At 68.2% G+C, this 25,661-nt stretch carries 4 protein-coding genes and 2 pseudogenes; all 6 read left to right on the forward strand.

What is annotated here, in order from left to right:
- The first annotated feature begins 83 nt into the window (after positions 1 to 83).
- The 6 genes and pseudogenes from ACM62G_RS27340 (at position 84) to ACM62G_RS27365 (ending at position 25,629) form a co-directional block, all read left to right on the forward strand.
- Positions 84 to 10,495, forward strand: a pseudogene (locus ACM62G_RS27340) (amino acid adenylation domain-containing protein).
- Positions 10,492 to 14,630, forward strand: a pseudogene (locus tag ACM62G_RS27345) (amino acid adenylation domain-containing protein). Before ACM62G_RS27340 ends, ACM62G_RS27345 begins: the two co-directional pseudogenes overlap by 4 nt.
- Positions 14,630 to 23,779, forward strand: a complete 9,150-nt coding sequence (locus tag ACM62G_RS27350; RefSeq protein ID WP_419736043.1) for an amino acid adenylation domain-containing protein — start codon at positions 14,630 to 14,632, stop codon at positions 23,777 to 23,779. Before ACM62G_RS27345 ends, ACM62G_RS27350 begins: the two are co-directional and overlap by 1 nt.
- Positions 23,769 to 24,509, forward strand: a complete 741-nt coding sequence (locus ACM62G_RS27355; RefSeq protein WP_419736044.1) for a hypothetical protein — start codon at positions 23,769 to 23,771, stop codon at positions 24,507 to 24,509. Before ACM62G_RS27350 ends, ACM62G_RS27355 begins: the two co-directional genes overlap by 11 nt.
- Complete coding sequence (locus ACM62G_RS27360) at positions 24,499 to 24,693, forward strand: MbtH family protein (protein ID WP_273826192.1); 195 nt, start codon at positions 24,499 to 24,501, stop codon at positions 24,691 to 24,693. Before ACM62G_RS27355 ends, ACM62G_RS27360 begins: the two co-directional genes overlap by 11 nt.
- Positions 24,694 to 24,747: 54 nt before the next feature.
- On the forward strand, positions 24,748 to 25,629 hold the full coding sequence (locus tag ACM62G_RS27365; RefSeq protein ID WP_419736045.1) for a TauD/TfdA dioxygenase family protein: 882 nt from the start codon (positions 24,748 to 24,750) through the stop codon (positions 25,627 to 25,629).
- Positions 25,630 to 25,661 lie beyond the last annotated feature (32 nt).

Here is a 25,661-nt window from a genome sequence, read left to right on the forward strand (position 1 = left end):
CCACAAGGCCGGGTCGCGGCGTGCGGGGCCAATCACGCCCCTGAACCCTACAAAAACAATGCAGTCATGGATGGAAGCCTCTCATGTTCGACAAAACCTCGTTGCGTGATATGACGCCGGCGCAATTCGCCGCCTTGCACAAACGGTCGAAAATCACGCCGGCAGAGCGGGGCGACACGGCACCGCGGGCCTCCTTCGCGCAGCGTCGGCTGTGGTTCCTCGCCCAGTTGGCCGGGGGCGGCGACGCCTACCACGTACCGTTCGGGCTGCGCCTGCATGGGGCGCTCGACCGCTCGGCGCTGAAACAGGCGCTGGACCGCCTGGTGGCGCGCCACGAGGCATTGCGCACCACCTTTGCCGCCGAGGGGGACGAGGTGGTCCAACTGATCGCCGCGGCCGACTGCGGGTTCTCCTGGCAGCTCCACGATCTGGCCGCACAGCCTGAACCCGAGCCGCAGGTGGCGTTGCTGGCGGACGAGGAGGCGGGGGCCGCTTTCGATCTGCACAAGGGGCCGCTGTTTCGCGGGCGCCTGCTGATTCTCGGCGAGCAGGAACATGTCCTGCTGCTGACCCTGCACCACATCATCTGCGACGGCTGGTCGATGGCGGTGCTGACCCGTGAACTGGGCGAGCTGTACGAGGCCTTTCGCCAGGGGCTGGACGATCCGTTGCCGGCGCCGTCGTTGCAATACGCCGACTACGCCCAATGGCAGCACGGCTGGCTGGCCGAGCAGAGCCAGGCCGGCCACCACGACTACTGGCGCGACACCCTGGGCGGCGCTCCGGCCCTGCTGGAACTGCCCGGCGACCGTCCACGGCCGGCCCTGCAGCGCTACGAGGGCGGTTTCGAACCGCTGCTGCTGGATGAAAACCTTAGCCAGCAACTCAAGGCCCTGAGCCTGCGCCATGGCACCACGCTGTTCATGACCCTGCTGGCCGCCTGGGCGGTGGTCCTGGCACGCCTGTCGGGCCAGGACGACATCCTGATCGGCACCCCGGTGGCCAACCGTACCCGTCGGGAAACCGAAGGGCTGATCGGCTTTTTCGTCAACACCCTGGTTCTGCGTCTGTCCCTGGCCGGTGCGCCGACCACCGCGCAGTTGCTGGAGCAGGCCCGGGCCGTGGCACTGGGCGCCCAGGAACACCAGGAGCTGCCGTTCGAACAGGTGGTGGAGCGGCTCAACCCGCCGCGCAGCCAGGCCTACAGCCCCCTGTTCCAGGTGATGTTCGCCTGGGAAAACACCGAGCCGGGCGCGCTGCGACTGGGCGGCCTGGACAGCCAGCCGCTACGCAGCCGCCACCAGGCGGCCAAGTTCGACCTGACCCTGGTGCTGGCCGAGCAGGGCGGGCGCATCGGCGGCGGCCTGGAGTACGCCACGGCCCTGTTCGACGCGGCCACGGTCGCGCGGTTTGCCGGCCATCTGCGCCAGGTGCTCGAAGGCATGGTCGCGCAGCCGCTGCAGCCGGTCACGGCGTTGCCCCTGCTCAGTGCCGTGGAGCGTGACCGTCTGGTACGGGACTGGAATGGCCGTGAGCAGGCTTTCGACACCCGGCGTTGCCTGCATGAGCTGTTCGAAGCCCAGGCAAGCCGCGATCCCCAGGCCATTGCCGTGCGCTATGGCGACGACAGCCTGACGTATGGCGAACTCAATACCCGGGCCAATCGCCTGGCCCATGAGCTGCGCGCCCTTGGCGTCGGACCGGACGACCGGGTCGGGCTGTGCCTGGAGCGCACCCTGGACATGCCGCTGGCCGTCCTCGCGGTGCTCAAGGCCGGGGGGCCTACGTGCCGCTGGACCCCGGCTATCCGCCGGCGCGGCTGCGCCACATGCTGGTCGACAGTGCGCCTTCGGTGCTATTGAGCCATGGTCCGGCCCGGCCGGCGCTGCTCGCGGCCCTCGAAGGCCTGCCAGAGCAACCGCTGTTGCTCGATCTGCAACAGGATGCGCAACGCTGGGCTTCGCACCCGCCGCAGGACCTCGCACCCCAGGCATCGGGCCTGACGCCACGCCACCTGGCCTATGTCATCTACACCTCGGGTTCCACCGGCCAGCCCAAGGGCGTGATGGTCGAACACCGTGGCCTGCTGGCGCTCAGTGCCGCCTGGGAACAGCTGTACGCCCTGCGTCCGGGCCTGCGCCACCTGCAGATGGCCGGGTTTTCTTTCGACGTGTTCAGTGCCGACCTGATCCGCGCCCTGTGTTTCGGCGGTGAGCTGGTGCTGTGTCCGCGCCAGACCCTGATGGACCCACCGGCTCTCTACCGCCTGCTGCGGGATGCGCGGATCGACTTCGCCGACTTCGTCCCGGCGGTGCTCAACCCGTTGCTGGCCTGGGCTGAGGAAAGCGGCCATGAACTGGCGTTCCTCGACACCGTGGTCTGCGGCTCGGACACCTGGAGCGCCCACAGTGCCCGCCAGTTGCGCCAGCGGTGCGGCGAGGCGGTCCGAATCGTCCATGCCTATGGCGTGACCGAAGCCAGCATCGACAGCACCTGCTTCGAACTGCCGGCCCAACCGGCGGCCGACGCCGGCCTGCCCATCGGCCGGCCGCTGGCCAACACCCGTATCTACCTGCTGGACGCCCTCGGCACACCGGTGCCGACCGGCGTTGCCGGCGAGCTGCACATCGGCGGCGTCGGTGTGGCCCGCGGCTACCTGAACCAGCCGCAACTGACGGCCGAGCGCTTCATCGACAACCCGTTCGTGGCCGGCGATCGCCTGTACCGTACCGGCGACCTGGCACGCTACCGCGCCGACGGTCAACTGGAGTTCCTCGGCCGTAACGACTCCCAGGCCAAGCTGCGCGGCCTGCGCCTGGAGTTGGGCGAGATCGAGGCGCGCCTGCTCGATGTGGCCGGGGTGCGCGACGGCGTGGTGCTGTTGCGCAACGACGCCGAGCAGCCCAGGCTGGTCGCCTACTACGTCGAAAGCGAGGCCGGGAGCACCAGCCCCGGCGCCCTGCGCGAGCAGTTGGCCCTGAGCCTGCCGGACTACATGCTGCCCGCTGCCTTCGTGCGCCTGGACAACTTGCCGCTGACCGCCAACGGCAAGCTCGACCGTGGCGCCTTGCCGGCACCCGATGCCGCCGCTTTCGACCCGCGTCACTACGTTGCCCCGCAGGGCGAGCTGGAAACCGGCCTGGCGCGCATCTGGAGTGAAGTGCTGGGGATCGAGCGGGTAGGGCGCGACGACAGTTTTTTCGCCCTCGGCGGGCATTCACTGCTGGTGATGCAGGTGATCGCGCGGATTCGCCGCCAGCTCAAGCGCGAAGTCGCGGCCTCGGCGCTGTTCGCCAGCCCCCAGCTGAAACAGTTCGCCCGCAGCCTGGAAAGCGCCCGGGAGGCGGTCCGGGCGCCCATCGCGCGGATCGAAAGGGGCGTCGCGCAAACGTTGTCGTTTGCCCAGCAGCGCCTGTGGTTCCTCGCCCAGATGGAGGGTGGCAGCGCGGCCTACCATATGCCGCTGAACCTGAAATTGCGCGGCCCGTTGCAGGTGCCGGCGCTGGAGCGCAGCCTCAATCAACTGGTGGCGCGGCATGAAGCCCTGCGCACCCGCTTCATCAGTGTCGAGGGCGAGCCCCGGCAGGTCATCACCGAGCCAGGGCAGGGCCTGAAGCTCGAACGGCTGGAGGCCACTGCCGACCTCGACGGTCTGGTGGGGGCCGAAGGCGCACGAGCCTTCGACCTGGAACAGGGGCCGCTGATCCGGGCCGGGCTGGTCCGTCTGGCCGAGGACCAGCACCTGCTGTTGCTGACCCTGCACCACATCGTCTCCGATGGCTGGTCGATGGGCGTGCTGACCCGCGAGCTCAGCCAGTTGTACGCCGCAGCGCTGGAGGATCGCGACGATCCGCTGCCGCCACTGCCGCTGCAATATGTCGATTATTCGGCCTGGCAACGCCAGTGGCTGACCGCAGAGGTACTGGAACGCCAGGGCCGCTATTGGCGCGAAACCCTGGCCGAGGCGCCGGTGCTGCTGGAACTGCCGCTGGACCACAAGCGTCCGGCGGTACAGGACTATCGCGGCGGTGTGGTGCCGCTGGTGCTCGACGAGGCGCTGACCCGGCGCCTCAAGGACCTGAGCAGGCGCCAGGGCACGACGCTGTTCATGACCCTGCTTGCCGGCTGGGCGCTGGTGCTGTCGCGGCTGTCGGCGCAGGCCGACGTGGTGATCGGCGTGCCGTCGGCCAACCGCCCGAGCAGCGAACTGGAGGCGCTGATCGGTTTCTTCGTCAACACCCTGGCCCTGCGCCTGAAGGTGACCGGCAACCCCAGCGTCAGCCAGTGGTTGCAGCACACCCGTCAGGTCGCGCTGCAGGCCCAGGAGCACCAGTACCTGCCGTTCGAGCAGGTGGTGGAGCTGCTCAACCCGCCGCGCAGTCTGGCCTACAGTCCGCTGTTCCAGGTGCTGTTCGCCTGGGAACAGGGGCAGCAGGGTGAACTGGCCCTGCCGGGCCTTGCAGTCGAGCCGCTGGCAAGCCGCCAGCACGTCGCCAAGTTCGACCTGCAACTGGCCCTCAGTGAACGCGACGGGCAGATCGTCGGTGGCCTGGAATATGCCTCGGGGCTGTTCGAGGCGCAGACGGTCGCCGGTTTCGGCGAGTACCTGCGCCGGGTCTTGATGCAGATGGCCGCCGATAGCGAGCAGCCGGTCGCCAGCCTCGACCTGCTGACCCCCGGGCAGCGTCGGCAACTGCTCGACGAGTGGAGCCGTAGTCACACCGATCGCGTTCCGCAAGGCGGCTTCCTTGCCCGTTTCGAAGCCCAGGTGCAACGCGCGCCACAGGCCGAGGCGCTGGTCCATGCAGAACAACGCTACAGCTACACCGAGCTGAATGCGGCCGCCAACCGCCTGGCACATTTCCTGCGCGGGCAGGGCGTCGGTCCCGAGGACCGTGTCGGCCTGAGCCTGGAGCGCTCGCCACAGATGGTCATCGGCCTGCTGGCGATCCTCAAGGCCGGGGCCGCCTATGTGCCGTTCGACCCGGCCTATCCGGCCGAGCGCCTGGCCTACATGTTCGCTGACGCGGCGCCGAGCCTGCTGCTGACCCACTCGAGCCTGAGGGAAACACTGCCGGCCACGGCGACCGAACGCCCCCTGTACTGCCTGGATAGCGACCAAGCGCGCTGGGCCGGGCAATCCACCGACAATCCCGGCGTGGCGATCGGGCCGGACAACCTGGCCTATGTGCTATACACCTCAGGTTCCAGTGGTCGCCCCAAGGGCGTCGCGCATACACACCGGGCGCTGGACAACCTGATCGACTGGCAGCTGCTCGACGCCGCCGGCCCGGCCCCGGCGCCACGGCGGGTGCTGCAGTTCGCCTCGCTGAACTTCGACGTGTCGTTCCAGGAAGTCTTCAGCACCCTGTGTCAGGGCGGCTGCCTGGTGCTGATGGACGAGGCGGGGCGCAAGGATCTCGCCACGCTGCGCCCGACCCTGGTGGCCAGTGGCGTGCAGCGGGCGTTCCTGCCGTTCGCAGTGCTGCAGCAGGTCGCCGGCCTGAGCGACGGCGACACACCCGGGCCAACCGGCGGCTGTGACCTCGTGACCGCTGGCGAGGCCCTGCGGGTCAACGACGAACTGCGCCGCTTCGTCCAGGGGCTGGGCGGCGCGCACCTGTACAACCAATACGGGCCGACCGAAACCCACGTGGTCAGCCAGTTCAGCCTGGCCTGCGCCGAAGCCGCCGACTGGCCCGAGGCGCCGCCGATCGGCCGGCCGATCAACAATGCCCGGCTGTATGTGCTCGACGAGGCGCTGAACCCGGTGCCGCCCGGCGTTGTCGGCGAGTTGTACATCGCCGGTGCCTGCCTGGCGCGCGGTTACCTGAACCAGCCGGAATTGACCGCCGAGCATTTCCTGCCCGATCCGTTCAGCCGCGAGCCGGGGGCCCGCATGTACCGCAGCGGCGACCAGGTGCGCTGGCTGGCCGACGGCAACCTGCAGTACCTGGGACGCATCGACCAGCAGGTCAAGCTGCGGGGTTTCCGTGTCGAACTGGGGGAAATCGACAGCCTGCTGCAGCAACAGCCGGGCGTACTGGAAGCGGCCGTGCTGCTGCGCGAGGATGCCCCGGGGGACAAACAGCTGGTGGCCTACATCGTTGGCCCGGCGTCGGCCGAGACGCTGCGCGAAGCCCTGCGCCGCCAGGTGCCGGAACATATGATCCCCAGTGCCTGGGTGTCCCTGGCGCATCTGCCGCTGACGCGCAACGGCAAGCTCGACCGCCGTGCGTTGCCGGCGCCGGAGCGGGTGTCCGGCAGCGCCTACGTGGCGCCCCGGGATGCCGACGAGATCCAGTTGACCGACATCTGGGCCGAGGTGCTGCGCTGCGAACGGGTCGGGATGCAGGACAACTTCTTCGAACTGGGCGGTCATTCGCTGTTGGCCACGCGCCTGGTCTATGCGATCAACCAGCGCATGGCCGCACAACTGTCCCTGAGCAGCCTGTTCAAGACCCCGACCCCGGGCGAGCTGATGGCCGCGATTCGCGCCAGCCGTGACGAGCAGATCCAGCGTGAACCGGCCTTCGCGATGATCGAGCCGGACCTGGCCAACCGCCATGAGCCGTTCCCCCTGACCGATATCCAGCAGGCCTACTGGTTCGGCCGCGAATCCACGGTCAGCCTCGGTGGCGTCAGTGCCCACGGCTACGAGGAACTGCGCATCCGCGATTTCGACATCCCGCGCTTCGAGCGTGCGCTGAACCGGATGATCGAGCGCCACGACATGCTGCGCGCGGTTTTCCTCAGCGACGGCACCCAGCAGGTGCTGGCCCAGGTGCCGAGCTATCGCATGCCGCAGCTCGATCTGCGCGGCCTGGACCGCGAAGCCGCGCAACAGGCCCTGGACCACAACCGCCAGCGCCTGTCCCACCAGGTGCTGGACGCCAGCCACTGGCCGCTGTTCGAGTTCAGCCTGACCCTGCTCGACGCTGGCATCAGCCACCTGCACATCAGTCTCGATGCGTTGATCGTCGATGCCGCCAGCAGCCAGATCCTCGCCCGCGAACTGATGGGCTTCTACCTGGAACCGCAACGGACGTTGCCGGTGCCGGGCCTGAGTTTCCGCGACTACGTACTGGCCGAACATCGGTTGCGCAGCGGCGTGCGCTACGAACGGGCCCTGGCCTACTGGCGCGAACGGGTCACCCGCCTGGCACCGGCGCCGGACCTGCCGCTGGTGTGTCAGCCGCAGAGCATTGCCGCACCGCACTTCACTCGGCGCGACCGGCAGTTGTCGGTCGAGCACTGGAGCCGGATCAAGGAACTGGCCAGACAATTCGGCGTGACCCCTTCAGTGGTGCTGCTCACGGCCTTCTGCGAAGTGCTTGCGCTGTGGAGCCGTCAGCCGCGCTTCACCCTCAGCCTGCCACTGTTCAACCGCCTGCCGCTGCACCCGGAGGTGGACTCGATCATCGGCGACTTCACCTCGCTGGTGCTGCTCGAAGTCGCCATCGACGGCAACCTCGGCTTTACCGACAAGGCCCGGGCGATCCAGCAGCAACTGTGGCAGGACATCGACCATGCGGTGGTCAGCGGCGTGCGTGTACTGCGCGAGCTGTCCCAGGCCCGTGGGGCCCAGCAGACGGCGATTCCCATCGTGTTCAACAGCACCCTGTCCGAGGCGGCCACCCAACAGGCCGAGTACAACCTGGCCGATGCGCTGCAGGCGCAGAACGTGCACAGCATCACCCAGACCCCCCAGGTGTGGATCGACCATACCCTGCTGGAGCTGGAAGGGCGCCTGCTGTTCAACTGGGACAGCATCGACGAGCTGTTCCCGCAAGGCCTGGTCGAAGCGATGTTCGTCGCCTACAACGGCATCCTCGACCGCTTGCTCGAACCCGCGGCCTGGGCCGCCAGCACGCCCGGGCTGCTGCCTCAGGCCGGCCTGCCGCCAGCGCCGGCGTATCCGCAGGCATCGCCGCTGATGCATGAGCTGTTCGAGCGCCAGGCGCAGGCGACGCCGGATGCCCCGGCGCTGATCGCGCCGGGCCGACAACTGAGCTACGGGCAGTTGCGCCACGAGGCCCGTCGGCTCGGCGCCCACTTGCAGACCCTGGGCGTGCGGCCCAACCAACTGGTCGCGGTGATGATGGAGCGCGGCTGGGAACAACTGGTGGCAACCCTGGCGATCCTGTATGCCGGCGGTGCCTACCTGCCGCTCGATCCGGCGCTGCCGGCACAACGGGTACGGCATATCCTGGAGCGCGCCGAAGCGCGCCTGCTGCTCGCGCAACCCGGCCTGAAGGCGGACAGCGACTGGTCGTCGCGGGTGGAGATCATCACCCTGAGCGAAACCATGGACATGGGCGAGTCGGTGTTGCAGGCGGTCGAGCAGAACCCCGCAGACCTGGCCTACGTCATCTACACCTCCGGTTCGACCGGCGTGCCCAAGGGTGTGGTGATCGACCACCGCGGCGCGGTGAACACCCTGCTGGACATCAACCGGCGCTTCGCCGTCAGCCCGCAGGACCGGGTGCTGGCGATCTCGTCGCTGAGCTTCGACCTGTCGGTGTACGACTTCTTCGGCACCCTGGCGGTCGGTGCGGCAGTGGTGCTGCTCGAACCGCGCCTGGCCCTCGACCCGTTGCACTGGCGTGAGCTGATCGAGCGGCATCGCGTCAGCCTGTGGAACTCGGTGCCGGCGTTGTTCGGGCTGCTGCTGGAGTCCGTCGAGCAGCAGGGCGGCCAGTTGCCGACCTGCCTGCGCCTGGCGATGCTCTCCGGCGACTGGATCGCGCTGAACCTGCCGGACCGGGCGCGGGCGCTGCAGCCGGCGATCGAAGTGATCAGCCTCGGCGGCGCGACCGAAGCCTCGATCTGGTCGATCTGCTACCCGATCGGCCAGGTCGATCCCGACTGGCGCAGCATTCCCTACGGCAAGGCCCTGGACCAGCAGAGCTTCCATGTCCTCGACGAGGCGCTGCAACCGCGGCCGACCTGGGTGCCTGGCCAGCTGTATATCGGCGGTATCGGCCTGGCGAAGGGCTACTGGCGCGACGAGAAACAGAGCGCCGCGAGTTTCTTCGCCCACCCGGCGACCGGTGCCCGGCTGTATCGCACCGGCGACCTGGGCCGCCTGCTGCCGGACGGCAACATCGAATTCCTCGGGCGCGAAGACAACCAGGTCAAGGTCCAGGGCTACCGCATCGAGCTGGGCGAGATCGAAGCCGTGCTCAACCGTCACCCCGGCGTGCAGAGCGCGGTCGTACGGATTCTCGGCGAGCAACTGGGTGAAAAACGCCTGGCAGCCTACGTGATCAAGAGCGATGCACAGTTGCAGTCCGCGGATTTCGCCCTGTATCTGGTGGACAAGCTGCCGGCCTACATGGTGCCGACGTCATTCACGTTCCTTGAAACCTGGCCACTCTCGGCCAATGGCAAGGTCGACAAGAACCGCCTGCCGCAGCCGCAGGAGGAGGCGGACGCGGGACCCTTGCTGGTTGCTGAAGGGCCCGAGGAACAACGCCTGGTGGAGATCGTCCGGCAACTGCTCAAGCGCGAGACGATTGCCGGCAACGCCAATCTGCTCAGCCTGGGCGCCACGTCCATCGATATCGTGCGGATCAGCAACGCCCTGGCAGCCGAACTGCAGTTCCGTCCGCACCTGGCGCAACTGCTGGCCCAGCCGACCCTGGCCAACCTGCTGGAACTGTACCGTCGCCACCGGGAGACCCCGCTCCCGGCCGGCCGTGTGCCACAACCGCCAGCGCTGCAAGCGGAGGCGGTGATCGAGGATCCGCAACTGCGCCAGCAGTTCAAGGCCGACGAACGCGGGCGTCGACGTTTCGCCCGGCCGTTGCCGGCGGTGGCCCTGTCCCTGCCGGGCGAGGCCGGCTTCGCCCAGCGTTTCCGGGACTGTCGTTCGGTGCGTCGCTACGACCAGCGGCCTATTGCGACCCTGGCATTCGCCCACTGGCTGGCCGGTCTGTCGCGCGGGCAACTGGAGGGCGAGGTGAAATACCAGTTCCCCTCGGCCGGCGGTCTCTATCCGCTGCAGGCCTACCTGTACATCAAGCCGCAGCGGGTCGAAGGCGTGCCCGGTGGGACCTTCTACTACGACCCGGTGCGCCACCAGTTGCTGGTCATCGGCGAGCAATCCCGGCTCGACCCCGACACCTACGACTACTTCGTCAACCGCCCGGTCTACGAGAACGCCGCGTTCTCGCTGTTCCTCATCGCCGACATGGCGGCGATCCGTCCGCTCTATGGCGAGCGCAGCCGGGATTTCTGCCATATCGAGGCCGGCGCCATGACCCAACTGCTGACCATGACCGCCGCCAGTCACGGCCTGGGACTGTGCGGCATGGGCTCGATCGACGAACAGGCACTGCCGGCGCTGTTCGACCTGGGGCCGAGTCATCAGTTGATTTATTCGATGGTGGGCGGCCTGCGGGCTGAAGGCGAACAGCGCAGCATCGAGGTGGAGGCGTTCAACCGCACGCACACGGATGACGACAGCGACATGGAGGAAATTGAGCTATGAATGCCGAACAGTTGCTGGCCTTTTTCGACCGTCACGGTGTGGTGCTGGAAGCCGATGGCGACAAATTGCGTTGCAAGGCGCCCAAGGGTTTTCTCACCGAAGACCTGCTGCAGGCACTCAAGCGGCACAAGCAGGCATTGATCGGCCGGTTGACGGTCAATGACGGCCTGCGCCCGCGCGCAGTCGGCACGGCGCCGTTACCGCTGTCGTTCTCCCAGCGGCAGTTGTGGTTTCTCGACCAGTTGGAGCCGGGCAATCCGTTCTACAACATCCCCAATGCCCTGGTGCTCAAGGGGCGCCTGGACGTCAGCGTGCTGGAGCGGGCACTGAACGAACTGGTACGCCGCCACGAAGTCCTGCGCACGACCTTTGGCGATCACGACGGCGAGCCGTGCCAGGTGATTCACGAGCACCGTCCGCTGGCACTGGCGGTCACCGACCTGAGCCAGCTGCCGGCCGCCGAACGCGAGTCGCTGGCACAGGCACGGGTGGCCGAGGAGGCCCGGGCTGCGTTCGACCTGGCCGATGGCCCGCTGTTGCGCACCTCGTTGCTGCGCCTGGCGGACGACGAACACCTGTGGCTGTACAACCTGCACCACATCATCGCCGATGGCTGGTCGATGGGCATCGTCCTGCGTGAAGTGGTGACCCTCTATGGTGACTACCTCAGGGATCAGCCGTCGAGCCTGGCGGCGCTGCCGGTGCAGTACGCCGACTATGCCTGCTGGCAACAGCGGCGGCTGGGCGGCGCGGCCCTGCGGGAGCAGCTCGACTACTGGCGCCGGACGTTGGCCGACGCACCACCGTTGTTGACGCTGCCCACCGATCGGCCACGGCCACGGGTGCAGCGTTATGCCGGTGCCACCGTCGCCAGCCGTCTCGACAGCCGTACCCTGCGGGAACTGCAGGACCTCGCGCGGCAGACCCAGGGTTCGCTGTTCAACGTGTTGCTGGCGGCACTGGCGGTGCTGCTGTGGCGCCACAGCGGCCAGCAGGACGTGTGCATCGGTACCCCATTCGCCAACCGCGGGCAGGCCGAGATCGAGCCGCTGATCGGCCATTTCGTCAATACCCTGGTGATCCGCAACCGCTTGCAACCGCAATGGACCTTCGCCGAGCTGCTGCGCGAGGTTCGCGCCCGCATGCTGGAAGTCCACGCACACCAGGACGTGCCGTTCGAGCGGGTGGTGGAGGCGGTCAATCCCGAGCGCGATACGTCCTATTCGCCGCTGTTCCAGGTGATGCTGGTGTTGCAGAACACCCCCGGCGCGGCCGTGGACATGCCCGGGCTGAGCCTGGCGTCCTACGGTACCAGCAGTGCCACCGCCAAGTTCGACCTGGCCTTCGAGCTGGTGGAACAGGCCCAGGGCCTGCAACTGGTGGTCGAATACAACACCGACCTGTTCGATGCGGGCACCGTGGAGCGGCTGAGCGGCCACTACCGGCAACTGCTCGAACAGGTCGCCGCGGACGCCAAGCAGCCGATCGGTACCTTGCACCTGTTGACCGGGGCCGAGCGCGAGCAGATCGTCGTCGACTGGAACCGCAGTGCGCCGCTGGCCCGGGAGCCGGGCTGCGTGCAACAGCTGATCGAGGCGCGGGCGGCGGCGGCAGCGGACGATTGCGCCGTGGTGTTCGAGGGCGAATCACTGGGCTACGCCGAACTCAACCGTCGCGCCAATCGCCTGGCCCATCACCTGCGCAGCCTTGGTGTCGGCCCGGACGTGCGGGTGGCGGTGTGCCTGGAGCGCTCGCTGGAACTGCCGGTGGCGATCCTCGCGGTGCTCAAGGCCGGCGGCGCCTACGTGCCGCTGGACCCGACCTATCCGGTCGGGCGCCTGGGCCATATGCTGGCCGACAGCGGACCCCGTGTCGCCCTGGTCCATAGGGCGACCCGCCCGTTGCTGCGCGAGGCCCAGGGCATGGCGCACCACGAGGTGCCAGTGCTGGATCTCGACACGGACGCGGCGCAATGGGCTGGGCAGGCGGTGGACAATCCCGATCCGCAGGTCATCGGCCTGACCCCCGAGCACCTGGCCTATGTGATCTATACCTCCGGCACCACCGGGTTGCCCAAGGGCGCAATGGTTGCCCACCGCGGGCTGAGCAACCTGTTGCTGTGGTGCCAGCAGGTCTGTGGCGACGGCCGGCAGGCGAGCATGCTGCAAAAGATTCCGTTCGGCTTCGACGCCTCGGCCTGGGAACTGCTCTGGCCCCTGGCCATGGGCGGACGCCTGGTGCTGGCCCGGCCTGGTGGCCATCTGGAACCGGACTATCTGGTCCGCACCGTACGCGAGCAGCGGGTGTCCGCGCTGGTCTTCGTACCGGCCATGCTGCAACTGTTCCTCGACGTCGACGAGGTGGGGCAGTGCCAGGACCTGCGCAACGTCTTCTGCGGTGGCGGCGAACTGACTCCGGCGATTGCCCGGCGCTTCCGGCAGGTATTGCCCGCTGCGCGCCTGCACAACGTCTACGGCCCCACCGAAACCACGGTGATCAACAGCATCTGGACCCTGCAGCCCGGTGCCGACGTGCCAGAGCGGCAGTTGCCGATCGGCCGGCCGATTGCCGGCAACCGCTTGTATGTGCTCGACGAGCATGATGCGCCGGTGCCGGTCGGCGTCAGTGGCCACCTGCATATCGGTGGTGTCGGCGTGGCCCGTGGCTACCTGGGCCTGGCGGCGCTGACGGCCGAGCGTTTCATCGACAGCCCGTTCGTGCCCGGTGAGCGTTTGTACCGCAGCGGCGACCTGGCGCGCTACCGCGCCGACGGCCAGCTGGAGTTCCTTGGCCGCAACGACTTCCAGGTCAAGCTGCGCGGCGTGCGGGTGGAACTTGGCGAGATCGAGGCGCGCCTGGAGGCCTTCGCCGGCGTGCGCCGCGCCGTGGTGCTGATGCTCGGCGACGGCGCACAGCACCAGCGCCTGGTGGCCTGCTGCAGCTTCATGGCGCAAGCCCGGCCCGAGGAGACGGCGGTGCACGAGCATCTGGCGCTGACCGTGCCGGCGCAGGTCCTGCCCAGCGCCTACCTGTGGCTGGAAGAACTGCCGCTGACCGCCAACGGCAAGATCGACCGCGACGCGTTGCGGCTCATGGCCGACCAGGACCTGGCCAACCGCCAGGTCAACCTGTCGAGCCCGCGCGACCACATCGAACTGGCGCTCTACCAGATCTGGAAAGGCCTGCTGCTAGCGCCGCAGATCGGTATTCGCGACAACTTCTTCAATGTCGGCGGCACCTCGATCGCCGCGATCAAGATGGCCCATCAGGTCCGCGAGGTGTTCGGCATCGAGCTGCCGATCCGCGTGGTGATCGGCCATCCGACCATCGAGGCCCTGGGCGGCTGGATCCGCTCGGGAGCGGGGCCGGCCGCGGCGCAAGGCAACCTGATCGAGTTCCGGCCGGGTGCCGGCCAGCGCAATGTGGTGTGCATTCATCCGGCGGGGGGCACGGCGTTCTGCTACCTGTCGCTGGCCAAGGTCCTCGACGAATCGGTCGGGGTGTATGGCGTGCAGTCGCCGGGGATCAACCCGGGCGAGCGCACGGAGCCTACGGTCGAAGCGATGGCCGTGGCCTATCTGCGACTGATCGAACCGCTGCTGGCCCAGCCGCTGATTCTCACCGGGCTGTCGTTCGGTGGGCTGGTGGCCTATGAGATGGCCCGGCGCCTGACCGAAGCGGGGTACCGCCAGGTCACCGTGGTGCTGCTCGATACCCAGGGCTCGGACAACGCCGCCTACCGCCAGCAGATGGCACCGGTGGACATGGCCGAGTTCCGCGACAAGCTGGTGCGCTTCAACGGCATGTACCCGGGCATCGACGATGCCCAGGTCGAGCGCTATTTCCATATCTACAACCACAACCGCATGGCCGTGGCCGACTATGTCTGTGCCCCAGGGCCGGGCGGGTGGTGCTGATCCAGGCCCGCGAGGGCTTCAGCCGTACACAACTGCGTGGCCTGCGCGGTTTCTGGCGGCGTCGCGCCGGGGACGGTTACCTCGCCCGGCTGGTCAATGGCGGCCACTGGGACATGCTCGAGACCGTCGAGCTGCGTCGTGTCGCCAGGGCCCTGGAACAGGAACTGCGGCGCTTCGATGTTGCCGCGCCCGCCGATTCCTTGCCGCAGGAGGCGTAATGGACAACGCTCAGCAAGCTACTACCGTGGTCCCATCGCCGACCCTGCTCGGACGCTTTGCCGAACAGGTGCGGGCAACGCCCCTGGCCCTCGCGGTGCTCGACCGGCAGACGCAACTGAACTACCACGAACTGGCCGCTGCCAGCGAACGCATCGCCCAGGGGTTGCTGGCGCGGGGCGTATTGCCCGGCCAATCCCTGGCGTTGCGCATGCCGCGCTCCTGGCGCTGGCTGTCGGCAATCCTCGGCGCACTCAAGGTCGGCGCCGTGGTGGTACCGCTGGACCGTGCCAGCCCATTGGCGCGCCAGGCCCGCATGCTGGAGGACGGCGGTTGCGTCGGTCTGATGCTGGACGAGCCCTGTGCCGAACCATTGGCCAACCTGTGGCAGGCCGACGTCACGGCGCTGCTGGAACACGAGGCGCCGAGCCGGTTGGCGCTGCCCGGCGAACCGGCCGAAGTGAGCTTCCTGTTCTACACCTCGGGCTCGACCGGTACGCCGAAGGCGGTGGAGGTCGGCGAGCGTGGCCTGTTGCGCCTGGTGCAGCCGGATGGCTACATCGACATTCGCCCCGGCGACCGCTTTGCCTGCCTGGCCAACCCGGCCTTCGACGCGATCAGCTTCGAACTCTGGGCGCCACTGCTCAACGGTGGTGCCTGCGTCATCATCGCCGACGACGACCTGCTCGATGCCCGGCAACTGGCACAGGTGCTGGAGACGCAGCGGGTCGACAGCCTGTTCATGACCGTGTCGCTGTTCAACACCCTGGCCCAGGAGTACCCGCGTTGTTTTGCCAGCCTGCGCCAGGTTCTGATCGGCGGCGAACAGATCAGCGCCGTGGCGGTGCGCGACTGGTACCGGGCCAACCCGGACAGCGCCTGCCGGATCTTCAACGTCTACGGCCCGACCGAATGCACCACCTTCGCCCTGTGCCAACCGATTGCCCGTGATTTCATGGGCGCCTCGGTGCCGATCGGACGTGCCTTGCCCGATACCGGCCTGCGCATCCTCGATGAGCAGCAGCGCCCGGTCACGCCGGGCACGGTGGGCGAGCTGTACCTGAGCGGCAGCGGGGTCGCCCGTGGCTACCGCCACCGTCCGGAGGAAACCGCGCGCAGCTTTCTCATGCTGCCGGACGACGCTGGCCAGCCAAGGCGCCATTACCGGACTGGCGATCTGGTCCGGGAGAACGAGGCCGGCCTGGTCGAGTACATCGGCCGGGCCGACCGCCAGGTCAAGATCCGCGGTTTTCGGATCGAGCCGGGTGAGGTCGAGCAGCGCCTCCTCGAGCATCCCGGGGTCGCCCAGGCCTATGTCTGCACGCGCCGCCAGTCCGCCGAGGATCACCAGTTGCTGGCGTTCATCGTGCCGCGAGGCACCCTGGAACAGGCCGACTTCGACGCCTACCTGCGGGCGCAGTTGCCGGGCTACATGCGCCCGCACCATCTGTTCCTGCTCGACCGCCTGCCCCTGACCGCCAACGGCAAGGTCGATCGCGCCCGGTTGCTGGAACAGGACCGGCAACCCTGGCGCGCCATACCGACGGGCGAGCTGCCGGCCGCCAGTGAGCAGGGCGCGGAACTGTCCTGGCTGTTGGCGCAGGTGCGGAGCTTGCTCGGCCAGCCATGGCTTGGTGCCCAGGATGACTGGCTGGGCAGCGGCGGCGATTCGCTCAAGGCCTTGCGCCTGCGCTCGGCGATCCGCCGGCAATGGCAGGTGGAGTTGAACCTGGCGCAACTGCTGGGCGAGGACTTCGCCGCAGTGGCGGCCAGGCTGGCGACACCGCAGGTGTCCGCGGCGGCATACCCGCCGGCACCGCTGCCGAGCGCCGCCTGGCGCCTGCCGGCCACCGCCGAGCAACGTCGGTTGTGGTTGCTGCAACAGCGCGAGCCGGACTCGACGGCCTATAACGTGCCGTTGGTGCTGCGCCTGCCGGTCGGGGTCGACCCGGACGCGTTGGGTGCGGCCGTGGACCAACTGGTCGAGCGCCATGCCGCGTTGCGCACGCGTTTCGTATCCGGGCCGGACGGTCTCGATCAATGGGTCGCCGAGCAGGGTACGCGCTGCCTGCGCATGCCCCGCGGGCGATTTACCGAAGACAACTGGCAGGCTTTTGCCGAACTGGTGTTCGCCACCCCGTTCGACCTGGGCACGGCGACGCTGTTCCAGTCCTGGCTGCTGCCGTTCGCCGACGGTAGTGCCCGACTGTTGCTGCATCTGCATCACTGCGTGGTCGATGGCTGGTCGCTGAACCTGTTGTTCGACGACCTGCAGGCCCTCTACCAGGCCAATCGGCAGGGGCGCCACCTGCCTGAACCGCCCGCTCGCCTGACGCCGCTGGAATTCGGCCAGTGGCAGGGGCAATGGAGTGTCGCGCCGTACTATCGCCAGCAGCGCCGTGCCCTGGCGCAGTTCTACCGCGAGCAGCCGCCAGCTTCGCCGGCCTTGGCCCCGCAGCGCCGCGTTGGCGGCGCCCAGGCCCGACAATTCCGGCAGAGGCTTGCGCTGTCGCAATCCAGGGCTCTGGAGCTGTTCTGCACGCAGCAGCGCCTGACCCGTTTCGAGGTGCTGTTCAGCGTCTTCGCCTGGAGCCTGCATGCGCTGACCGGCCTGTCACATCCGCGCATCGCCAGCCCGGTGTCCAACCGGCCGCTGGGGGAGTTCGAGGAGGCCGTGGGCATGTTCGCCAACACCGTGCTGATCCCGACCGAACTGGATGGCCGGCAGTCGCTGGAGGCACTGCTGCACGCGCAGACCGATCGGGTTCGCCAGGTCCTGGCGTTGCAGGACGTGGCCCTGGCCGATGTGGTCGAGGACCTGCGGCTGTCGGGCCAGCAGGCGCTGTTCGACTTCATGTTCGTGCTGGAAAACACCGATTTCAGCAAGCTGGACGGGCTGGGGGCCCAACTCGAATTCAGCGGTCCCGTGCAGGCCAAGTGCGCGTTGACCCTGTCCCTGGTGGACAGCCCCGACGGGCTTGCGGCCTGGTGGGAGTACCAGTGCGACCCTTTCGACCTGCAACGTATCGAGGCGGCCGCCGAGTTGTTCCACGCCGGTCTGGATCTGTTGCTGCAGGCTCCGGACAGTCCGCTGGACCGGCTGCTGCTGCCCTACCGGCACCGCCTGCCGCCGGCCAGCCTGGGCGAACGGGTACAGCCGCCGTTCGCCACCCTGGCCGACTGGTTCGAACATCAGGTGCGCTGTACACCGGAGGCCACCGCCCTGGTGGCCGGCGAGCGGCGGGTGAGCTACCGGCGCCTGAACGAACTGGCCGATACCCTGGCAGCGACTCTCGGCGATGGCGCGAGCCTGCCAGCGTTGGACGGTGAACCGGGCCCGGTACTGCTGTTCCTCGATACCTCGGTGGAACATATCGTCGCCCTGCTGGCCCTGGCCAAGCTCAATCTCACCGCCGTGCCGCTCGATCCGGCCTATCCGCAGGCGGTGCTGCGCCAGGTGATGAGCCAGTGCCGTGCCCATGGCCTGCTGTACAGCGACGCCACCGAAGCCGCCCTCGAACGCCTGGGCGAGCACGCCATCGCGCGGCATCGGGTGGCACTCGATGCGCCGCCGCGGCCGTTTTCCCGGACGCCGCACCAGGGCGAGCGGCCGCTGTACATGCTGTTCACCTCCGGCTCGACCGGCATTCCCAAGGGCGTCCAGGTCACGGACCGGACCCTGTGCAACCTGCTGCACTGGCAGCGCGGTGCGGGTGAGCTGGCCCCACGGGCGCGGACCCTGCAGTTCTCCATGCTGTCGTTCGATGTGTCGTTCCAGGAGATTTTCAGCACCCTGTGCGGCGGCGGCTGCTACCACCTGATCGTCCCGGCCTGGCGCCAGGATGCTCCGGCGCTGCTGGATTACCTGCTGAAGGCGGACATCGAGCGGCTGTTCATGCCCTGCGTGGCCCTGCAGCACCTGGCCGAAACCGCCGTGCGGCGGGGGATCTATCCGACGCAATTGCGCGAGGTGGTGACGGCGGGGGAACAACTGCTGTGCAACGACACCCTGCGTGAATGGTTCGCCGGCATGCCCCAGGCCAGTCTGTTCAATCATTACGGTCCGACCGAGACCCATGTGGTCTGCGCCCTGCGTCTTGCGCCAGAACCACGGGACTGGCCGTTGCGCGCGTCGATCGGCCGGGCGGTGAACAACGCCTGTCTGCTGCTGGTGGATGAACAGGACCGGCCGCTGCCCGCCGGCATGCCGGGTTACCTGCTGGTGGCGGGGCCGATGGTCGCCCGCTGCTACCTGGGGGATGCGGCGCTCAATGCCAGCCGCTTCGTCGAACTGCCCGATGATAGCGGAGCCACGCGGCTGTTCTATCGCACCGGCGATCTGGCCCGGGTCGATGCCCAGGGCTGCCTGCACTACCTGGGGCGCGACGATCAGCAGGTCAAGCTGAGCGGCCATCGCCTGGAGCTTGGCCAGATCGAGGCCGCCCTGATGCAACTGCCCGAGGTGAGCGGCGCCGTCGTCACCCTGGACGCCGACTCGGCGAAGCTGAACGCCTACCTGCTACTCGACGGGCCGCCGCCGGCACCGCAGGCGCTGGACCGGCGACTGGCCCGCGAGTTGCCGGCCCAGGTGCGCATCGATGCCTACTGGCAGGTCGGGGAGTGGCCCCGCACGCCGAGTGGCAAGGTCGACCGCAAGGCGCTCCAGGGCCTGGGGGAGCCGCTTCCACGGGAGGCGGCAAACGCATCCGAGGAACCGGCCAACCCGTTGCAGCAGCGTCTGCGCGAACTGTTCGAAGCGGTGATCGGCCGGCCGATCGGGCTCGACCAGAGCTTCTTCGAAGCCGGCGCGACCAGCCTCGGGCTGATGCGCCTGCACGCCCGCTACAACCAGGAAAGCGACCTCAAGGTGAGCATGGCCGATCTGTTCGAGCAGGTCAGCATCCGTCGCCTGGCGGTCCATCTGGCCAGCACGCCGGTCGAGGCGCAGCAGCCACTGCGCGGTGGGGACAACAGCCATTCGCCGGTGGCGATCATCGGCATGGCGGTGAATGTCGCCGGTGCGCCCGACCTGGGCGCGTTCTGGTCGATGGTCCAGGCGGGCGAGTCGGGTATCGAGCTGTTCGCGGCTGAAGAGGGGCTGGTCGGCGCCCGTAGCCAACTGGCCGGGTTGTTCGACTTCGACCCCGAGTACTTCGGCATCAGCCGCCAGGAAGCGCGGCTGATGGACCCGCAGCAACGCCACCTGCTGATGGCCTGTGTCCAGGCACTGGAGCACGCGGCACTGGTGCCGTCGGCGGACGGGCCGCGGATCGGACTGCTCGCCAGTTGCGGCGAAACCACCTATTTCCAGCAACTGCTGCGCCAGGCCGGCGACAGCGAGCTGCCGGACGCCTTCCAGATGGCCTTGCACCACGACAAGGACTTCCTCGCGACCAAGGCCGCCTATCACCTGAACCTCGGCGGGCCGGCCATGAGCGTGCAGGCCGCCTGCGGCAGCTCGCTGATCGCCGTGCACCTGGCCTGTGCGCTGCTGCGCCAGGGCGATGCCGATGTGATGCTGGCCGCCGGGGTGCTGGTGGACCCGACGCTGACCGAGGGTTACCGCTACCGGCCGCAGCACATCTTCTCCCGGGACGGCCAGTGCCGACCTTTCAGCGACGATGCCAGCGGTACCCTCGGCGCCAGTGGCTACGGGGTGGTGGTGCTCAAGCCGCTGGCCCGGGCACAACGCGATGGCGACCGGATCTACGGGGTCATCGAAGCCTCGGCGCTGAACAACGACGGCCATGACAAGATGAGCTATACCGCACCGTCGGTGGCCGGCCAGAGCGCAGTGATCCGCGAGGCGCTGGACAAGGCTGGCCTGCGCGGTGCCGACATCGGTTATGTCGAGGCCCATGGCACCGGCACGCTGCTGGGGGATCCGATCGAGGTGGCGGCGCTGGGCAAGGCCTTCGGCACGGCCCCGGCGGACAGTTGCGCACTGGCCTCGGTGAAGAGCCAGATCGGTCACCTGGGGGCGGCGGCCGGGGTGGTCGGGTTGATTCGTGCGACCCTGGCGGTGTATCACGCGGTGGTGCCGGCGAACCTGGGCTTCAATCGGCTCAACCCGCAGATCGATCTGCAAGGCACGCCGTTCTACATCCCGACCCAACCGCGCGCCTGGCCGCCAGGGCGCCGGCGCGTGGCCGGGGTGAGCAGCTTCGGCATCGGCGGCACCAATGCCCATGCGCTCGTCGCCGCCAGCCCCACGCCCGAGCCGGTTTCGGCAGCGGGCGCGGCCTGCCTGCTGCTCAGCGCCCACAGCCGCAGTGCACTGTTGCGCAACATGGCGGCGATCAAGGCCTATCGGGAGGCGTTCCCACAGCGGCATGAGGCGCTGCTGCGTTTCCTGCAAGCGGGTCGCCGCCAGCAGCGCTGGCGTTATGGCGTGTGCCTGGCGGCCGGGGAGACCTGGCAGGTGGACGAGGCACTGATCCGCGAAGTGCCGCCGTCGACCCGCACCTGGTCGGTCGGGGATGCAGAACCGCAGGCCATCCTCCGGGTCTGGTACGACGGTACGCGGCTCACCTGGCCGACGCGCTCGGCCCCTCCGCCATGGGACCTGCCGCCGTCGGCATTCGATCTCGAGCCGTGCCGGTTCCAGCCGGCGGCCGCGTTGCCGGCGGTGCCGCTCGACAGCGCAGCACAATCGACTCGCAATGCCTTGCCGGACTGGTTCCACCAACGCCAATGGGTACGCCTGCGCCGATTGGGCAGCGGCAGCCCCCACGAACGTCGCGGCACCCTGGTGGTATGTGCCAACGAGGCACTGGACGGCGGCCTGCTGGACGCCTTGGGCCGCGTCTATCGACGGGTGGTCCAGGTCCGCGCCGGCAACGGCCTGCGGCGCCTGGCTGCCGATCGTTTCGAACTGGATCCGGGTGATTCCCAGGCACTGACGGCGCTGTTGGCCGAACTGATCGCGGCGCAGGTGGAGGAGTTGGACTGGCTGCACGCGTTGCCGCTGTCGGTCGGTGGCGCGGTGAACGAGCAGAGCCTGGCCGCTGCGCAATGGGCCTGCCTCGATACGCCGAGCGCCTTGCTCCAGGCCTGGGGCGAAGTCTCGGGGGTGCTGAAGCTGCGGCTCTGGTTGCTGTCCTGGCAGGCCTGTGCAGTCAACGGCGAGGTGCGGCGTCCGGAGCTGGGCGCCCTGGCCGGGGTCTGTGAGGTGGCGCCGCAGGAGTATCCGCTGCGGGTTCACTGGCTGGACCTGCCGGGTTCGCAGTGGGCGGACCAGGCCGGCACCTTGGCGGCACTGCTGGGCGACTCGGCGGCATTGCCACGGCGTCTGGCGATTCGCGGCGACTACCTGTGGCAGCCACGCCTGATTGCCAGCCCGGCACCGGCGTCCCTGCCGGCCTCGCCCTTGTTGCCGGCAACCGGCACCTTCCTGGTGCTGGGGGGTAACGGCGGCATCGGCAGCAGCCTGTGCGAGCACCTGCTGCAGGCGCCGGGACGGCGGGTGATCGTGCTTTCCCGTCGCGGTGAGCGGCCGCAGAATCTGCGCGACTACGGCGATCGGGTCGAGGTCGTGCAGGCCGATATTGCCGATCTGGCGCGCTGGCCGAGTGTCGTCGAGCAGTTGGCGCGGCGTTACGGCGAACTGGTCGGCGTCATTCACGCCGCGGGCATCGGTGCCGGCAGCCTGATTCGCCATCGCGATGCCCGGCAGATGGACAGCGCCATGGCCGCCAAGACCCTCGGCATGCTGGCGGTGGAAATGCTGATCACACGGTTGTCGCCGGGGTTCGTGTTGTACTGCTCGTCGATGTCGGCGCTGCTCGGCGGTGCCGGGCATCTGGACTATGCCGCTGCCAGCGGCGTCATGGACGGTTTTGCCCATTACCAGCCGGAGGCGGCCAGTCGTTGCGTACGGCTGGGCATCAACTGGGATATCTGGCGCGAACGCGGCATGGCCACCGCCGTGAGTGCCGGTGACGAGGCTCACCAGCGCCACCTGGCAGTCGGTTTGTCCGTCGAGGAGGGGGCAAAGGTGTTCGACCTTGCGCTGGCCCTGCAACTGCCGCAGTGCCTGATCTCGACCACTGCGATCGAGGCGTCGCGCGGGTTCTACCCGCGGCGGCACACTGCGCGGGTGCCCGAGGTCGTAGCTCCCTCCGTCGAACGCGGGCCGGACCCGGCGGCACATCTGGGCGAGTGCCTGTGCCAGTGGCTGGGAGTCGACACCCTGGACGACGAGGACTCGCTGTATGAACTGGGCGCCGACTCGTTGACCCTGCTCGACCTGATCGACGAGGTGCAGTCGCGGCTGGGCATCGGCCTGCAACTGTCGCAATTGAGCCACAAGGTCAGCCTGCGGGAAATTCTCACGCTGATCGAGGGCAGTGGCGCCAGGACGGCTGTCGTCGATTGGGCCCAGGCGGTGCAACTGGATGTCTGGAACAGTGGCAACGGCCGCGACTGGCTATGCCTGGTGCACCCGGTGGGGGGCGATGTCCAGGCCTATCGCGAGATGGCGGCGGCCTTGCCCGAGGCGCTGGGGGTCTGCGTGATCGCCGATCCGCTGCTGCAGCATCCGCAGTTGCCGCCGATCGCGATCGAGCAGCGCGCCGAACGTTATCTGGAGGCGCTGCAGAGCCGTTTCCCTCGGCAGTCCTGCCACTGGCGGCTGGCGGGCTGGTCGTTCGGCGCCTGGGTCGCCCAGGCCATGTGCGCGCAGGCGCAAGCCATGGGCCTGGCACAGCCGCTGCTGTACCTGATCGACCCGCCGGCGCCGGATGCCGGTGCCGAGCTGGCAGGGATGGACGAGGGGCATATCGAGCAGGTGTTCCAACGCGAGTTCGCCCAGCGCTGGCCCCAGGCGAGCGGGCAGGGGCTGTCCGAGGAAATGCGCGGCTACCTGCAACGCCTCACCGCCTGCTGCAAACACAACATGGCGAGCATGGCCGCCTTCACACCACCGGTTCTGCCGAACACCCAGGCCCGGTTGCTGGTCGCCACCCAGGCCAACCCCTATGGCGTCGGTCGCGCCTGGCCGGCCGACCAGCTCAAGGCGGCCTGGCAGGCGCTGCTGCCGCGGCTGTGCGACTGGCAAGCGCTGGATACCGACCATTACGGCATCGTCGCCGGTCACTGGGCACGGCTGATTGGCGAAACGATCGGCCAGGGAGGCGAACATGCGGCATGAGCGCAACGTGGACTGGCTGCAGGCGTTGATACCGGTGCTGCTGGCCGGGCAGGCCAAGGACTGGGCACTGCGCTGGAGCAACGAGTTGCAGGCGGCCCTGGCCGGGTTTGGCGAACCGCCGCCGTTTCGCCTGTTGCACGCCTGGCAGGCCGAGACGGTGTTGCCGGTGTTGCTCGAGGCCGACGTCGAGGGCACCAGCGTGGCGCAGCTGAATGTCCTGCGGCAGTTGCATCGGCGTGCGGCCCTGGGCCTCAACGGCCGGCGGGGCGAGTGGCTGGCGGCCCTCAAGCCGGTATTGCCGGCGCTGTACCGGCGAGCCTTTCCCTATGCCACCGGCTATGCCCGGGCCCATGAGATCGCCATGGTCTACGCCAGCGCGCCGGCCAATACGGCAATGATCGCCGAGCACTTCGGCGATGCCCAGGCCTACGCGGACTACTACGCCCAGCTCAGCACCGATGCCAACGCCGCCGCGTTTGCCGATGCCAACAGCCGGGCCTACGCACGAATCGCCGCCGCGGCCTATGCCGACAACGATGCCCAGGCCTACGCCGGCATCTGTGCCGGGGCCACGCGGATCTGCGCGCTGGTACGCGCCGGTAGCGGTGAGCGACAAGCCGAGGCCGGACGACAGGTATTCAGGCACCTGGCAGAAGGCTTGAGCCGCTGCCTGATCGAGGCGGTTCCGGCCGCACGGGGTTATTTCTCTGGAGAGCAGCATGAACAATGAAACGGAAATGTTCGACGTGGTGATCAATCATCAGGGCCAGTACTCCATCTGGCCCCAGGGCAAGGACATGGCCATCGGCTGGGCGGCTGTCGGGGCCCGGGGCGAGCGTCAGGCCTGCCTGGACTATATCGCCGAGCACTGGACCGACATGCGCCCGCGCTCCCTGCGTCAGGCCAGGGACTGAAGGCGGCCTGACCGGGCAGATTGCGGCAATAACTCAACAAAAAGGTGAGGGAACATGGATCAGTGGGCATTGAAGGCCGTCGAGAGGATCGCCGGCGAACGTCGGGCGCCGTACCAGCACATCACCGTCGATCGGTTGACTCCGATCATCGGCGCGCAGATCGGCGGGGTCGACCTGTCCGGGGAACTGGCGCCCGGGCAACTGGCGGAAATTCGCCGGGCCTTTCTGGAAAACCACGTGCTGGTGTTTCGCGACCAGCACCTGAGCGTCGAGCAGCACAAGGCCTTTGGTCGACTGTTCGGTGAGTTGCGCGCCTTGCCGCTGGAGGATATCGACGGCGACGATGCGGAACTGGTGGTCATCCGTGCCACGGCACAATCGCGCTTCGTCGCCGGGGAGGCCTGGCACACCGACGGTACCGCGGACCTGGCACCGTCGATGGGTTCGATGCTGTACATCAAGGAAACCCCGGCCATCGGTAGCGGTGGCGACACCTTGTTCGCCAATATGCACCTGGCGTTGGACATGCTGTCGCCGACCCTGCAGGGTTTTCTGCAGGGGCTGACGGCCATCCATGATGGGGCGATTCCGTGGAAGGGCTACCCGGCGCCGGAGGGGTTGCCCAGGACCGAACACCCGGTGGTGGTGCGCCATCCGGAGACCGGGCGCAAGACGTTGTTCGTCAACTCCGGGTTCACCTCGCATATCGTGCAACTGTCCGAGGGGGAAAGCCGGGCGCTGCTGGACCTGTTGTTCGGCCTGGTGGCCCGCGAGCCGATTCTCACCTGCCGGGTACGCTGGGAGCCCAATACCCTGGTGTTCTGGGACAACCGCTGCACCCAGCACCATGCGGTATGGGACTACTTCCCGCATTCGCGGTATGGCGAACGGGTGACAATCCTCGGTGAGCAGCCGCAGCCCTATACCGAAACCTGAAATCCTGTGGGCCCGCAGGCCTTCGCTCATCG

Source organism: Pseudomonas sp. COR18 (genome assembly GCF_048568395.1).
In the GTDB taxonomy this organism is placed as follows: domain Bacteria; phylum Pseudomonadota; class Gammaproteobacteria; order Pseudomonadales; family Pseudomonadaceae; genus Aquipseudomonas; species Aquipseudomonas fuscovaginae_B.